This is a genomic window from Stenotrophomonas sp., from assembly GCF_050737575.1.
Taxonomy (GTDB): Bacteria; Pseudomonadota; Gammaproteobacteria; order Xanthomonadales; family Xanthomonadaceae; genus Stenotrophomonas.
The window spans coordinates 167,002-182,001 of record NZ_JBOHXW010000005.1; the positions used below are offsets into that span (position 1 = coordinate 167,002).

At 62.8% G+C, this 15,000-nt stretch carries 10 protein-coding genes; 3 read left to right on the forward strand and 7 right to left on the reverse strand.

Translation table 11 applies throughout. The features are described from left to right. Positions 1-101 precede the first annotated feature (101 nt). Positions 102-2,129 carry a sodium-translocating pyrophosphatase gene (locus ACREP4_RS11375; protein WP_431596293.1) on the forward strand — a complete coding sequence of 676 codons (2,028 nt, stop codon included), beginning with the start codon at positions 102-104 and terminating at the stop codon, positions 2,127-2,129. A gap of 456 nt (positions 2,130-2,585) precedes the next feature. Here the strand turns inward: ACREP4_RS11375 and ACREP4_RS11380 are convergent, their stop codons facing one another. Together ACREP4_RS11380 and ACREP4_RS11385 are read right to left on the reverse strand one after the other, a co-directional pair. After that, a complete protein-coding gene (locus tag ACREP4_RS11380; RefSeq protein ID WP_431596294.1) occupies positions 2,586-3,260 on the reverse strand; it encodes a Vgb family protein in 675 nt (224 codons plus the stop codon). 47 nt (positions 3,261-3,307) lie between these two features. After that, entirely contained in the window at positions 3,308-4,528 is a 1,221-nt protein-coding gene (locus tag ACREP4_RS11385) for a helix-turn-helix domain-containing protein (RefSeq protein WP_431596295.1), read from the reverse strand. Positions 4,529-5,006: 478 nt separating this feature from the next. Here ACREP4_RS11385 and ppa point away from each other — a divergent pair, with 478 nt between their 5' ends. Together ppa and ACREP4_RS11395 are read left to right on the forward strand one after the other, a co-directional pair. Continuing rightward, positions 5,007-5,549 (forward strand): inorganic diphosphatase, encoded by a 543-nt coding sequence (gene ppa, locus ACREP4_RS11390; protein WP_431596296.1) that lies wholly within the window; start codon positions 5,007-5,009, stop codon positions 5,547-5,549. A 161-nt stretch (positions 5,550-5,710) separates the two neighbouring features. After that, positions 5,711-6,826, forward strand: a complete 1,116-nt coding sequence (locus ACREP4_RS11395) for an HDOD domain-containing protein (protein ID WP_431596297.1) — start codon at positions 5,711-5,713, stop codon at positions 6,824-6,826. A 286-nt stretch (positions 6,827-7,112) separates the two neighbouring features. Here ACREP4_RS11395 and ACREP4_RS11400 read toward each other — a convergent pair whose 3' ends face one another. The 5 genes from ACREP4_RS11400 to ACREP4_RS11420 form a co-directional block, all read right to left on the reverse strand. Then, positions 7,113-9,977, reverse strand: a complete 2,865-nt coding sequence (locus ACREP4_RS11400; RefSeq protein ID WP_431596298.1) for a TonB-dependent receptor plug domain-containing protein — start codon at positions 9,975-9,977, stop codon at positions 7,113-7,115. Between the two features lie 51 nt (positions 9,978-10,028). Next, positions 10,029-10,922 carry a helix-turn-helix transcriptional regulator gene (locus tag ACREP4_RS11405; protein ID WP_431596299.1) on the reverse strand — a complete coding sequence of 298 codons (894 nt, stop codon included), beginning with the start codon at positions 10,920-10,922 and terminating at the stop codon, positions 10,029-10,031. Between the two features lie 115 nt (positions 10,923-11,037). Next, positions 11,038-13,344, reverse strand: coding sequence for a winged helix-turn-helix domain-containing protein (locus ACREP4_RS11410; protein ID WP_431596300.1), 2,307 nt, complete (start codon positions 13,342-13,344; stop codon positions 11,038-11,040). Between the two features lie 247 nt (positions 13,345-13,591). Continuing rightward, positions 13,592-14,263 carry an ion channel gene (locus ACREP4_RS11415; RefSeq protein WP_431596301.1) on the reverse strand — a complete coding sequence of 224 codons (672 nt, stop codon included), beginning with the start codon at positions 14,261-14,263 and terminating at the stop codon, positions 13,592-13,594. A 66-nt stretch (positions 14,264-14,329) separates the two neighbouring features. Continuing rightward, the gene (locus ACREP4_RS11420; protein ID WP_431596302.1) at positions 14,330-14,911 is read right to left on the reverse strand and encodes a DUF4136 domain-containing protein; all 582 of its coding nucleotides are present in this window, start codon (positions 14,909-14,911) and stop codon (positions 14,330-14,332) included. Between the last annotated feature and the right edge of the window lie 89 nt (positions 14,912-15,000).

Genomic DNA, 15,000 nt, shown 5'->3' on the forward strand with positions numbered 1-15,000 from the left:
CACAGCCGCGTGCGGCCCGGGTCGGTTCCAGTGCTTCGATCTACCCGGCGTGTCCCCGCTTCATCCACCGCTGTATGGCATCCACCAACGCTGGAGGGGTCATGCTCGAACAGTACGGTCTTGTGCTTTCGCTTGTCTGCGCCGCTGTCGCCATCGTCTACGGCATCATCTCGGCCCAATGGGTCCTACGGCAACCTGCCGGCAACGCCCGCATGCAGGAAATCGCCTCCGCCATCCAGGAAGGCGCGCGGGCCTATCTCAACCGCCAATACCTGACCATCGCCCTCGTCGGCGTGGTGTTGTTTGTGCTGGTCGGTTTCTTCCTCAGTTGGTACACGGCCATTGGCTTCGCCATTGGTGCGGTGCTGTCGGGTGCAGCCGGTTACATCGGCATGAACGTGTCGGTACGCGCCAACGTGCGTACTGCCGAGGCCGCACGCAACGGCATGAGCGCGGCGATGGATGTGGCATTCCGTGGCGGCGCGATCACCGGCATGTTGGTGGTGGGCCTGGGCCTGCTCGGTGTGGCGGGCTATTACATGCTGCTGCAGCGGCTCGGGCTGAGCCAGGCCGACAACCTGCATGCACTGGTCGGATTGGCATTCGGCAGCTCGTTGATTTCAATCTTCGCGCGACTGGGTGGCGGCATCTTCACCAAGGGTGCGGACGTGGGCGCGGACCTGGTCGGCAAGGTGGAAGCTGGCATTCCCGAAGATGATCCGCGCAATCCGGCGGTGATTGCTGACAACGTCGGTGACAACGTTGGTGACTGCGCTGGCATGGCAGCAGACTTGTTCGAGACCTACGCGGTGACCGTGATCGCCACCATGCTGCTCGGCGGCATGATGATGGATGAGGTCGGCCGCAACGCGGTGCTGTACCCGCTGGTGTTGGGCGGTGTGTCGATCATCGCGTCGATCATCGGCGCGTTCTTCGTCAAGGTAAAAGCAGGCGGCTCGATCATGGGCGCGCTGTACAAGGGCGTGATTGTCTCCGGCGTGCTGGCGGCCATCGCGTTCTGGCCGGTGACCACGCAGCTGATGGCCGACACCGCTCACGGGGCGACCAATCTCTATGTGTGTGCGTTGATCGGTTTGGTGCTGACCGGCCTGATCGTGTGGATCACCGAGTACTACACCGGTACGCAGTACAAGCCGGTGCAGCACGTGGCGCAGGCATCGACCACTGGGCATGGCACCAACATCATCGCCGGCCTCGGTGTGTCGATGAAGTCCACCGCGCTGCCGGTGATCGCAGTGTGTGCGGCAATCTGGAGTGCGTTCCACTTTGGCGGGCTGTACGGCATTGCCATCGCTGCCACCGCGATGCTGTCGATGGCCGGGATGATCGTCGCACTCGACGCCTACGGGCCGATCACCGACAACGCCGGCGGCATCGCCGAAATGGCCGATCTGCCGCCGGAAATCCGCAACATCACCGATCCGCTGGATGCGGTGGGCAATACCACCAAGGCGGTGACCAAGGGTTATGCAATTGGCTCGGCAGCACTGGCGGCGCTGGTGCTGTTTGCCGACTACACGCACAACCTGCAGATGGCGCACCCGGGCGAGGTGTTCGCGTTCGATCTGTCCGACCACACGGTGATCATCGGCCTGTTGATCGGCGGTCTGATTCCGTATCTGTTCGGCGCGATGGCGATGGAAGCGGTCGGCCGTGCAGCCGGTGCGGTGGTGGAAGAAGTACGCCGCCAGTTCCGCGAAATCCCCGGCATCATGCAAGGCACCGCCAAGCCGCAGTATCACAAGGCCGTGGACATGCTGACGCGTTCGGCGATCAAGGAAATGATCGTGCCGTCATTGTTGCCGGTCGCCGTGCCGGTGGTGGTTGGCCTGCTGCTCGGGCCCAAGGCGCTGGGTGGCCTGCTGATCGGCACCATTGTCACTGGGTTGTTCGTGGCGATCTCGATGACCACCGGCGGCGGCGCCTGGGACAACGCCAAGAAGTACATCGAAGATGGTCACTTCGGCGGCAAGGGCAGCGAGGCACACAAGGCCGCGGTGACCGGCGATACCGTGGGTGATCCGTACAAGGACACGGCGGGGCCGGCGATCAATCCATTGATCAAAATCATCAACATCGTTGCGTTGCTGTTGGTGCCGTTGCTCTGATCGAAGCCGACTGCGAGAAGCGCCCTCTCCCCAACCCCTCTCCCGCACGCGGGAGAGGGGCTTTTGAGTTGCTGCAGTTGCCTGCATTGTTTTGAACGGCGTTGTTGCCAGCGTGAGCTGGCATCGATTCACTGCGCCATAGCTGCAAACGAGCCTGAAGAACTCGAAGCTATCCCTTCTCCCGTACACGGGAGAAGGTGCCCCGTAGGGGCGGATGAGGGTGCTTTTTGCCGCTGCTAGAACTTAGGTACCTGTTTCGGGCAAGTCTGCGACTTATTCACTTGGTCTGATTTCTACGTCCCCTCACCCCAACCCCTCTCCCGCAAGGGGAGAGGGGCTTTGATGACTGCAATTACTTGGACAGCTTTGACCTGTAGCGCTTTCTCGATGATTGGCTCACATCAAATGCTGCGCGAGGGCCAGCGATTGCGAGCCAGCACTCGCCGGATGTGCCGCTCAACGCGAACGCGGCCGCTTCACGGCGTGCACCTTGCCGTCCAGACCACCACCGCAATAGAACAGCTCACCACCATCCGCTTCGAGGCCGCTGACGCTGATGCCGTCAGGCATCTGCAGGCGCTCCAGTACTGCGCCTGTTTCGGGGTTGATACGGCGGATGTCGCTCTGCTCGCCTTCGCCGGTGGCATGCCAGAGATCGCCATCCACCCACGTCACGCCGGTGACGAAGCGATCCGATTCAATCGTGCGCAGAATGGCGCCGTTGGACGGATCAATCTGATGGATTTTCCGCTGCCGATACTGCCCGACCCACAAGCTGCCTTCGGCCCAGGCCATGCCCGAATCGGTGCCGGCACCGGGCGCGGGAATCGATGACAACACCTGCCCGCTGTGCGGGTCGATCTTGTCGATGCGCGCTTCGGCGATCTGATAGAGATGCGTGCCATCGAAGGCGGTGCCAGCATCACACGGCAATGCCAGCGTGCGTACCGCTTCACCGCTGTGTGGATCGAACGCCACCAGTGCGGCGCCGGTGGCCGCCCATACGTTTTCGCCGTCGAAGCTGACGCCGTGGATGCAGTGCGAGCCGGCAAATGGGCCGTAGTCGCGCACCACGTCGGCCGGGTGCACGTTCGCCACGGCCTTTGTGGGGGTGAGGATTTGACTGTTCATCGCTGCAATCTCCTGGCACGTCAGGGATTGAGTGCCTGCCAACGACACTAGTCAATCGGCAGCGCAGCAGGGAGTAACAAGATCGTCGTGAATCCGGCCAGCGGCACCGACCGCCAACGCTGTGCGCGACCGCGCCCGCTCGAACGCACCCGCGCAGCCGCTTCCAGCTCGACCAAGGCCCGCTGCACGCTACGCTGACTGGTGCCCAGCGCCAAGGCCAGCGCCGAGGTGGACCACGCCGCGTCATCGGCCAGCAATGCGAACACGGCCGCTTGTTCACTTTCGATCGGCGGCGCCAGCACCCACACCTGGCATGCGACATTCGGTATCAGGCGGAAGCCCTCCGCCGTGGCTTCGATGCGGGCCTGCGCGGCGATCAATGTCCGCAGGCGGCCAATCTCCACCCGCAGCCGTGCGCGCAGTGTTTCGTCGTAATGGCGCAGACCGAACGTCTGCATGATCAATGCATCGCGCTCAACCGCCGCCGGCCAGGCTTCAGCCAGCGCGCGCGCCAAGGCGAACAGCACCGGTCGTCGTGCCAGCGATAGCCAGCTGTCGCCCACGCGTACACCGCGACGGCAGGCGTCCACGATCAACGCGCCGGAGTTCAGCAATGCCTGTACTTGTTCGATGCGCAACGGGTGATTGCTGCCGGCACCGACGCAGCGCGCGGCGGGTTGATCCAGTTGTTCGCAAGCCGCATCGACCTCGGCCTGCAGTGCCGGGATGCCTGCATTGCTGGCGGCCTCGCGTGCGCGCGCAAGCGCTGTACGCGCGGCGGTGATCTGCATCGAGCGCAACGCCAGTGCGGCCGACGTCAGTCCGGCCATCGCCGCCAGCGCCGGCGGCAGCCGCTGTCCGTCGAGTTTGGCCAGCGCGGCAGCGGCTTCCTGCAGTTTGCCGAGCAGCAACAGTCGGCGTGCAAGGATCAACCACGCCTGCAGCGCATTGGCATGATCGCCGCGCGCTTCCAGAAGGGTGGCCGTGGTCAACACGGGACGCGACGAGCCGCCGAGTTCGCGCATCGCCAGCGACACCTCCGCTTCGGCAACCGCGCAGCGTGCACGGGCCAGCACTTCATGCGTGCCAAACCCGCCCCGGGCACGTCGCAGCAACTCGCGTGCGCGCGACAGCTCGCCCAACTGGGCCATGGCGATGCCGCGCAGGGCCAGCGCCGAGGGATCGTCGCGCAGGGCGACGTGCTTGAGCGCCGCCAGGACATCGCCTGCGGCAAGGGCGCGTGCGGCAGCGGCGATCAGGGAGTCCATGGCGACAGGCTACTTGCCTGTGCGTGTCGCTGCACTTGCGGGCAGACCTCTCCCCACCTCCGCTTCACGCCCCGGCCTTCGCTGGACGTGAAGGCGCCATGGGAGCAGCGAATCAGTGATTCGCAAGCAGCGCTCCGTCGCCCCGCGATGAGAGAGGGGCTTTCACAGCTGCGGCGTTGGGGTTGATGTTGGCCTGCGGCACTGCCGAAGCGCGCAGGCCACACTTTTCCAGCAAGGCGTTCAGGCGGGCACGGGCGTCGCTGGACATAAGGCAAGGCAAATCCGCTGCACAAGCCTGGCCGGGGCGGACAACGCCCCCCCGGAGGATGACAGCAATTCTCACCAACCACCGAGACCGCTGCGCTCCAACGGCTGATGGCGCGGCGCACGCCCGTAATGCCGCGCTTTGGTGCGTCGCAATAGCCGTGCGCGTAGAATGGCCCTCTTTTTCAACCAATCACGACTCGGAGTCAGCGCAATGAGCCTGAAGCTTGTCTCGCCGGGCAAAAACCCGCCGGAAGAAATCAACGTCATCGTCGAGATCCCGAAGGATTCCGAGCCGGTGAAGTACGAAATGGACAAGGAAAGCGGCGCGATGTTCGTCGATCGCATCCTCTCCACGCCGATGCGCTACCCGTGCAACTACGGCTTCGTGCCGCAGACCCTGTGCGGCGACGGCGATCCGGCCGACGTGCTGGTGGTGCTGCCGTTGCCGCTGGTCCCGGGCTCGGTGGTGCGTTGCCGTCCGGTCGGCGTGCTGAAGATGAGCGACGAAGCTGGTAGCGACGAGAAGATCCTCGCCGTGCCGGTCGCCAAGATCTTCAGCGGCTACGCCCATGTCGAAGACATCGCCCAGGTGTCCAGCCACTGGCTGGAGCGCATTGGCCACTTCTTCGAGCACTACAAGGACCTGGAAAAGGGCAAGTGGGTCAAGATCGAAGGCTGGGGCGACGCCGCCGAAGCCAAGAAGATCCTGAGCGATGCCCACCAGGCGTTCCTCGCCCAGGAGCAGGAAGGCTGATCACCGGCTGCCGGCGGCCGTAACAGGCACGCCCGCAGCGACAGCGATCACGTTTCGCCCGCGCGGAGCATGACCAACAGCCAGTGATTCGCTACATTTACAGGCCGGTTATCCGGCCTGTTTCTGTATGTGGCCGTGTGTATCTCCAAGGGGAATGAGTTTTGCGAATCCTGTTAGTCGGCGGCGAAGCCTGCCTGCCCGCCGAGCTTCTCGACTACGTCGATGATCTGGGCGACGAGTGGGAAGTACAGTCGGTGCCCGATGGCAGCGCTGCCATCGTGGCGGTGGCCTCGGCCACGATTGATGCGGTGATTGCCGCGCCAACCCTGCCCGACCTGTCACCGGTCACGCTGCTCGGCCAGATCCGCACCCTGCGCCCGGAAACCATCCGCATCGCACTGATCGACAGCGACAGCAGCCAGCGGGTGCCGTCGGCGCGCATCATCGGCGTCGCCCACCGCTTCCTGCCGCTGCCGCTGGCACCGGAAGTGCTGCTGGAAGCGCTCACCAGCCTGGAAGAGCTGCGCGAGCTGCTGGACGGCGCACGCCTGCGTGCGGCCATCGGCCGCATCGAGAAGCTGCCTTCGCCGCCACACCTGTATCTGAGCCTGATGCACGCGCTGGAAGCAGACGAAGACAGCAACGCGGCCGACATCGCCAAGCTGGTTTCCACCGACCCGGCCATTGCCGCCAAGGTGCTGCAACTGTCCAACTCGGCCTTCTTCAACAACGGCCGTGCGATCTCCGACCTGCGTGGCGCGGTGACCCGACTCGGGCTTTCCACGTTGCGCGACCTGGTGCTTGCCAGCGAAGTGTTCGCCCTGCCCGGCATGTCCGGCAGCGAGCGCAATGCACTGCAGTCGCGGGCATTGATGGCCTCGCAACTGGCCGCCAAGATGCTGCCCGCCTCCAGCGCGGAGCTGGGCGCCACCGCCGCACTGCTCGCCGACATCGGCCTGCTGCTGGCCGGCGTGCGCGACGAACGTCTGCCGCTGGAAGCCGGCGATGAGCGTCCGGGCCATGCCGAAGCCGGTGCCTACCTGCTCGGCTTGTGGGGCCTGCCGATGCCGATCATCGAAGCCGTCGCCTTCCACCTGCAGCCCCAGCGCTCCAACGTGCGCAGCTTCTGGGTCGCCGGTGCCGTGCACGTCGCCTGCGCACTGGCCGCCGGGCACGAAGTCAACGAAGAGTACCTGGCGCGCGTGGGCGTACTGCCCAAGCTGGAGCAGTGGCGCGAAATGGCCGACAACCTGATGGGCATCAGCGTCGACGCCTAAGCCACGACGAAATCGATGCAGATAAGACGGTCGCCTTGTGCGGCCGTTTTTTTTGTGCGCGAAGACCGATTAGCGGCGTTAGATCGCCTGGCTACGTTTGGGTAGCGCGCAGCCATGCTGCACTGAGGCTTCTTGGGGAATACAGCTGCCGAGCATCGCTCGGCACTACAACGGCACTACGGCTTGATCGCCTGATCACGCGGCGACGTACCTCAGAACACCAGCCAAAGAAAAAGGGTGGGCCTGAAGGCCCACCCTTTGTCGTGTTGCACAGAACTTCGATGGATCAGAACTTCTGGGTGTACTTCAGGTACAGGAAGCGACCGATGTCGAAACCGCCGTAGTACGCGAAGGCGCTGTTCGGTGCCGAGTACTGCAACGCACCGCGGTGGTTGAACAGGTTGTTCGCGCCCACTGCGATGGTGGCATCCCACGGTGCCTTGTAGCTGACCTGCAGGTCATGGAACGTGTTCGAGCCCGTGGTACGCAGCGGAGCCTTCTCACCGTTTTCGTAACGGTTCGGCAGGTCACACCAGCCCTCGGCGGTCGAGATGCAGCTTTCCTTCATGCCCGAGTAGTAACGCGCGGTGTAGTTGACACCGAAATCGCCGTACTCCCAGTTCACGCCCAGGTTCGAGCGCACGCGGAAGATACCCGGTGCACCGACGTTGCCGATGGTGATCTTGTCACCCGCCTTGTTCTGGCCGGCTTCGTCGTACTTGACGGTATAGCTGGTCTGCGAGTCGATGGAGATCTGGCCGAACGACATCTCCGGCAGACGGTACTTCACGCCCAGGTCGTAGCCTTCGGTTTCCATCTGGCCCAGGTTGGCCAGGCCGTAGAACATCTCGCTAATATGGCCATCGGCCGCACGCACGATACCGGCGCAACGGCTGCTGTCACCCAGCACATAGCAGTCACGCAGGATGCGGCTGACGCTATCGGAGATGATCATGTCGCTGATCTGGTAGTTGAACCAGTCAAGCGAGATGTCCAGACCCTGCACCCAGCGCGGGCTCCACACCAGACCCATGGTCTTGCTCTTGGAGGTTTCCGGCTTCAGGTTCGGGTTGGAACCCGACATGAACTGGTCCGGGGTGGCACACGGCGAGGTGGTGCAGGGCACATAGCCCTGGCCCAGCTGCACGTAATCCGGGGCCACGCCTGCAGCGGTGCAAGCGGCATTGCCGGCAACGCTGCCAGCCACGCCTACCGAGCAAGGATCGATGTAACGCTCGAAGCTGGCACCAACGCCGCCGTACATGTTGTCGATCGACGGCGCGCGGAAGCCTTCAGCGTAGGTACCACGAACCAGCAGTTCGTCCAGCGGACGCCAGGTCACGCCGAACTTGCCGTTCACGGTGTCGCCGAAGTTGCTGTAGTCCGAGTAACGACCGGCAACGTTGATGGTCAGTTCCTTGGCGTAAGCCATGTCGGCCAGCACCGGGATGTTCAGTTCGAGGTAGACCTCGTCCAGATCATACTTACCGTTGGTGGTGCTCTGCGCCAGACCGGTGTACTGGCCCGACTGCATGAACGCATCCGGCACGTAACGCGCTTGTTCTTCGCGGTGTTCGACACCGAAAGCGAAGCCCAGCTCACCAGCCGGCAGGGTCATGATCGAACCCGCCAGGTCAGCGGTGAACGCGGTGGTCTTGGAGACACCGGTGGTGGTGTAGGTCGGGAACAGGAACTCCTGCAGTTCCTTGTTGTCCAGCGAACCCGGGCCTGCAACGCCGATCGGCAGCAGCGGGTTCCATGCCAGGCAGCCTGCGATCGGCTTGGCAGCAGTGCCGCAACGGGCAACGCCATCAGCGTCGATGAACGACTGGCCCAATGCCTGACGTGCAGCGATCAGGCTCATGTCACCGTAATTGCTCTTGACCGATTCGTTACGGTTGAACAGCGCGCCGACGTTCCAGTCGAACGACTTGCCAGCGAAATCAAAGAAGCCACTGACCGACGGCGCGAAGCGCAGGGTCTTCAGCTGGCTGTCGGTGGTACGCGGCACTTCCGAAAGACGACGACGGAAGTGGATTTCCTGGCCGACCGGGTCGGCCGCCGACTTGCCGAGCGGGTTGAACACCGAATCAGCGGACATCGGGGTGTTGATTGCCGCCGACTGCGACTGGTACGGGTAACCAGCGATCTGCTGGTCCGTGTTGCGCTCGTTGTACAGGATGTCTGCATTGAACGAGATGTTGTCGGTGAAGTCATACGTGCCGTTGACGTATACCGACTTACGCTCGATACCGGTCAGCAGGCTCATTTCCGGGTTGGCGTTGGTGAACTCATCCTGGGTAATCGGATGGTAATCAGCAACATTCTTCGGATTGCCGCCTTCATTCAGGGTGCACCATGCGTCTGCACCGCCCGGGCCACACGGGCCAAGCCAGCTGCCCTTGTTGGTCAGCGCGCTCCAGTCAGCCGAGGTCGAGTTCGGGCCACGGCCGCCATCACGCGAGTACCAACGGTCACCGGCCATCACCGGATCCTGCTTGGAGTATTCAGCCGACAGGGTCAGGCTGCCACGCTCGCCGGTGGCGCCCATGGTGAAGGAGTACTGCTCCAGCTCACCGTCGCCTTCGCCGTACTGGCCGATATGGACGTTGGCTTCAGCACCGTCGAAGTTCTTGCGGGTGATCACGTTGACCACACCGGCAATGGCGTCGGAACCGTAGATGGCCGAGGCGCCGTCCTTCAGGACTTCAATGCGCTCGATGGCCGACATCGGGATCTGGCTCAGATCCTGGTAGCCGCCCGAGGTAGCGCCCAGGCGCTTGCCGTTCATCAGCACCAGGGTGCGGTTGGCGCCCAGGTTACGGATATCAATGTAGTAACCACCCACGTTCTCGCCCGAAGCCAGCGACTCCGAACGCGAGATGGCCGGGGAACCGGCCGAGGTCATGTTCTGCAGCACGTCGGCGACCGAGGTGAAGCCCTGCTTTTCCAGGTTCTCACGGCTCAGGGTCAGGATCGGCTGCTGGGTTTCCATGTTCGCGCCACGAATGCGCGAGCCGGTGACTTCCAGGCGATCAAGGGTGGTGGCGCCAGCAGCGGCGTCCTGCGCCGAAGCAAATGCCGGCGTCAGTGCCAGAGCGATGCCAGCCGGGAGCAAGCCCAGCCGCACAGCGGGAGTACGAAAATTCATGAATCTCTCCGATTACGTTAGTGGTGCGTTAAACACCCCTGAACGTTACGTTCACGCAGCCCCGATTGTTTTGCGCGAACCGCTCTTAAACTTTGCCGAATCTGGCTTCAACATTTCGGGCATGTCGCGGTAACGCGTTGCCGAAGTGCCGAAACGGGCGCGGAATGCGCGCGCAAAACTGCAGCAGTTATCAAAGCCGCTGGCCGAGGCCACTTCGCCAATCATCATGTCGGTATCGCGCAACAGCATGGCTGCACGCTCCAGTCGCAAACGCGCCGACAACGACTGCGGGCTTTCTTCATACAGGCTCTGGAAGGTCTTTGACAAATACCAACTGGAGAAGTTGGTCAGCTCAGCCAGCTCGCCGATGCGCACCACACGGTGGCTGTTGCCTTCCAGGTACATGCGCGCACGCTGCATGCGGCCGAACACCTGACGCTTGCGCATGCGCGAACGTCCCGGGCAACGCTGCACGGTGCCGGACAGCTCACGCTGCAGCGATGCCAGATGCAGCAACAAGGGGCGCAGCTGATGGATGTTGCTTGCCGGGTTCTGTGCTTCGCGCCACAAACGCAATGCCATGCGCGCTTCGCCCAGACTCATGCGGCCACGGCCGGTGTAGACGCTGCAGTCGGCCAAGGTGCCGAGCATGCGCAAAGCCTCTGCATCGAGGCTGACGCCAATGCAGATGCCATCGCGACCGGCCTGGATCAACGGGCGCGATTCCTTCTCAAAGGCAATCCACTCGCGCTGACGCAAGCGGAACTTGCCTTCTTTCGATTCCACCCAGGTAGTGCCGCGCAGCTGCAGCCACACCGTGAACACCGTGCCGGAAGTCTGCAGGCTGCCCAAGCGTGCAACGCCTACGCAACACGGACGCGGGCCGTCCTCTGCCTTCTCGAACGAAACCGACTGTCCACGATCTACCCAGGAAACCTGCCGCATGCTGCACCATCTTCTTTGCCTTCAATGGGCGATGGTTTTGCCAAGTTTGGCTTGCAGCGTCAGGAAGAACCGGCGAGATCGCTCCGAAAGATTCCGGAGGCCGCTTCCGAAAGAACTACGAAAGCGGTTTTTCCAACCACGGCAACCACTTGGCGACACCAAGCATTCGTCGCGGCGCACGCTTGGGCACCCGCATCACACCGATATCGGCACCCTCGGCAACGCCCAAGGCGATGAATGCGGCGCTGCCGTCAGGCGCCAGACTCATGCCGTTGCCGGAACTGAACTGGTCTGCATCCAGGCAGCGACTGCCGCCTTCGCCGGCAATCACATTGAACTGCGTGGCGCAGCCGCTGCCGATGTTCATGTAGCCAATCAGGCCATTGCCGGCGACCGCCCAGGTGCGATAACGCCAGCGCGTCGGCACCTCAGCGTTCAACGACTGAATGCTGTCCGGCGCCAGATCCGGCCCAACCTGCCACAAACCACCACTGGCCAGCCTGGTGAACAGTACCCGCTTACCGGCGCGGTCTAACCGCGCCTGCGAAACGCCTTCCAATGAAGACAGGCGTTTCCACGGCGTCTGCGTGCGATCGAACAGGACCAGCGACATCCGTTCATCATCGCCACGCTCCACCACCAGTACCGTTCCCGGCGTCATGCCGTAAATCGCCTGCAAGGTCTCGCGCACCGGCACGTCCAGTTTTTTCCAGCGCCCATCTTCCGGCACCACTTCATAGATACCAGGCAATCCATCGGCATCACGGCCACTGACCAACAGGCTGCGAGCGTCCTCGGACCAATCCATCGGCTGCCGCGCTTCGGGGCGCAGCCCGTCCACGACGCGCAACGAATCAGGCTCGGTCAAACGGCCCCACCACAACGCGTAGGTGCCGGATCGATTAGAGGTGAACGCAAGCTGCGCGCCGTCCGGCGACACCATCGGCTGTGAATCGCGGCCCGAAGAGGCAAACAGGCGCTCGCGTTTGCCACCGGCTTCGGTCAAGGGAACGCGGAACAGCCCGTACTGCGGTCGATCACGCATGAATGCCAGGTTGCCGCCGTGGCGTGACACCGTCGGGTTGCGTGCATCGTCAATGCCCATGTCGCGCAAGGTGCGCGTGGCGACATCCAGACGATACAGACGCGATTCGCTATCCACGCGCCGGCCAAACACAATTTCATCCGAATACAGCCAACTCCAGCCGCGGATCTCGGCCGCATCGTTGGTCAAGCGCTCGGCGTTGCCACCGTTGGCGTCCATCACCCACAAGTCACCGACCTGTGGATTGCGAACAAAACCAATCTTGCTGCCATCGGGCGAGTACTGCGGCGCGTAATCGAAATCATCGCTCCCCATCGCATACGACAGCGACGACCACCGCCCGGAAGACAGCTCCAGCGTGCGGATACCGCGGCTGGCGTACGCACCGGTCATCGAGCCGAACAGCAGACTACGGCCATCGGGCGACCAGCTGAACGTCAGCATGTCGGTGCCATCGCACCGCGTTGCGCGGCGCGCATCACCGCCGGTGGCCGACACCAGCAACACTTCGCAGCTGCCGTGCGGCCCGAAGCGTGCGAATGCGATTTGACGCCCGTCCGGCGACCACAGTGGGAAACGATCAAAGGCATCGGCCGGCGTGGCCACCAGCGCAACCGGCGGGGTGCTGCCGGTGCTTTGTATCCACAGGGTTGAACTGCCTTCCGTCTCCCTGGCAAATACCACCAACGAGCCATCGGGTGACAACGTAGGGTTCGTTTCAAACGCCGCGTTGGACGTGATCAACCGATACGGGCGCTCGGGGCTACCGACCACGCGGGTTCCACTGGCGTCCACTTCATCGGTCGCTGCATCCGGCGATGCGCGGCCCCACAACAGCCATGCCATCACCACCGTGCTGACCAACAACACCACGCCAATCGCCAGCAGCACCTGACGCCGCAACTTGCGACGCTGTTCGCGTGCGGGCTTGGTCACGTCGACAGATGCCACGTCATTGCCTGACGCTATCGCAGCGTCCATCTCGCCTTCTTCAGCAGCGGCACTGGTGTTGTCCGCGTCATCCCACACCACCGGCGCCAACAACCGATAGCCGGTCTTGGCGATGGTTTCTATATAAGGCGTGTTGCTGTCACCGCCATCAGCTGCCGCGAATACCTTGCGCAACTGAGTGACCGCCTGGGTCAGCACGTCATTGGTCGGCATGGTGTCCGGCCAGACGTCGGCAAACAATTCATCGCGCGTCACCACTTGGCCGGCACGACGCGCAAGCGCCAGCAACACGCCCACACTTTTGGGTGTCAGCCGTCGCACGTTGCGTGCGCCGGGGCCATGCACCTCACGGGAGGAAAGCAGTACCACACATGCGCCGATGGTGAGCCGGTCAACTTCCGGCTTCGGATTTTCGACTGTCTGCATTACGATCGGGAAAGAACGCAAACCAGACACAACTCCGGTGTCCAACCTGCGAAAAAATACAGCGCCAATCGCCAGAATCAGCAAAAGCCATCGACGCAAAGAGCAAATGTTCCAACTGGAACGGATATTACTCTAAGGGAGTAGCCGGTGTGATCGCACCGGAAGACATCAGGCTCTCTCTCGCCGACGGAATTCACATAATTGTTGGAATATTCGCGCCTCCGGGCGCGATTTTTTTATCTGGCGTTCAGTCTTTTGACGCTTTGTGGATGGTTAAACCCACCAGTCGCGACACCACCAATGCCACGTACATAACGCCTGAAAACTGCTCCAGCATGACCAATGCACGTGCTTGCGGATGCACCGGCACGACGTCACTCAGTCCTACGCCTGATAACAAACTGAAGCTGAGATAAAGCAACTCCATCCAGCTTCTGAAATCACCGTCGCTGCTCGCCACAAAACTACCCGGATACCACTGCTGGCAGACTGAATACGCAAACGCGAATGCCCACGCCAACAACGTGAACGTGGCACCCGCTGCGAACAACTCATCGCGGGTGACTTTATGGTCCTGCAGCATGTAGGCGGTCAGGCTGCACGCGGTATAGAAGTACAGCAGGCACTCGAACACCTGTGCCGTCGTCATCAATGACGGCTGATCGAACAGCGCGCCGGCAACCGAAAAGATCACGGCGGGGACGGCGAGCAGCAAGGCCAGCCAGATCGTCAACGGGCTGCGCCGCACCACCCACACCGCCAAACCCAGCACCGCCATGCCGAACGCGCCAAACAGCGCGCGTCCGGCCGGGGTGTGTTCCATCGCCGGGTACAACAACACCCCCAACAACTGCACCGCCAGCAACCAGGCCGACGGATGCCGCCGCGCCAGCGCAATCCACCTCAAGCGTGATGCCATGACGGCGCGTCCCTGTGCTGATGCGGTGTGCGTGGATTGGGCGGTGTCTGCATGCAACGACTGTGCTTAGCGCGCAAGCCCAGCCGCACGATACGGGTATTGCTCGAAGATGGCGGCGACCGCTGCGTCAATCTGGGCGCTCCGCTTCTCCGGCGTGGCACGTCCTACGGTTCCCACCGCCACACCTTCCCAGACCAGACGCTTCTGGCGGGCATCCACGACATCCACGTTGAGCGTGCCTTCGGTGTACTGACGCACGTCGGTGCGATCACGCCAGTACGGCACCGCCACATAGCTGCGTGCGCGGTAGCTGTAGTAATAGTCGTAATCCACTTCCGGCATCGTGGTGACGCTGGTCTTGTCCTGCAGATAGGCATTGAGGTTTATCCACAGATCCGGATTGGCCTCGTCATACACATAGCCGCGCGCCTGCATCTGCGTGCGTACGGCCTCGCGGATGCGGTTGCTGGTAATGGTGGTGTAACCGTTCTGCTCCAGCGCCAGCGGCGTGAAGAACGAAAAACTGCGGTAACGCGAGAACTCGCCGGTCGGATCCGCTTGGCTGCTGACACGCGGCGTACTGGCGCACCCGGCCAGGCCCAGCACCAAGGACAACGCGACCAGCCGGAATACAGTTTGAAGCTTCATGACAACGACCCCCAGTTGTGGACGGCAGAACGCTAACACGCCCTGCCGTTGTCGTGCGTCAAGCGCCCGCCACAGGCCGCCCGGAGGGG

Bases quoted from the DNA above. Each gene is read 5' to 3' on its own strand.
- ACREP4_RS11375 (WP_431596293.1), top strand. From the start codon at position 102: ATGCTCGAACAGTACGGTCTTGTGCTTTCGCTTGTCTGCGCCGCTGTC.
- ACREP4_RS11380 (WP_431596294.1), bottom strand. From the start codon at position 3,260: ATGAACAGTCAAATCCTCACCCCCACAAAGGCCGTGGCGAACGTGCAC.
- ACREP4_RS11385 (WP_431596295.1), bottom strand. From the start codon at position 4,528: ATGGACTCCCTGATCGCCGCTGCCGCACGCGCCCTTGCCGCAGGCGAT.
- ppa (WP_431596296.1), top strand. From the start codon at position 5,007: ATGAGCCTGAAGCTTGTCTCGCCGGGCAAAAACCCGCCGGAAGAAATC.
- ACREP4_RS11400 (WP_431596298.1), bottom strand. From the start codon at position 9,977: ATGAATTTTCGTACTCCCGCTGTGCGGCTGGGCTTGCTCCCGGCTGGC.
- ACREP4_RS11405 (WP_431596299.1), bottom strand. From the start codon at position 10,922: ATGCGGCAGGTTTCCTGGGTAGATCGTGGACAGTCGGTTTCGTTCGAG.
- ACREP4_RS11410 (WP_431596300.1), bottom strand. From the start codon at position 13,344: ATGCAGACAGTCGAAAATCCGAAGCCGGAAGTTGACCGGCTCACCATC.
- ACREP4_RS11415 (WP_431596301.1), bottom strand. From the start codon at position 14,263: ATGGCATCACGCTTGAGGTGGATTGCGCTGGCGCGGCGGCATCCGTCG.
- ACREP4_RS11420 (WP_431596302.1), bottom strand. From the start codon at position 14,911: ATGAAGCTTCAAACTGTATTCCGGCTGGTCGCGTTGTCCTTGGTGCTG.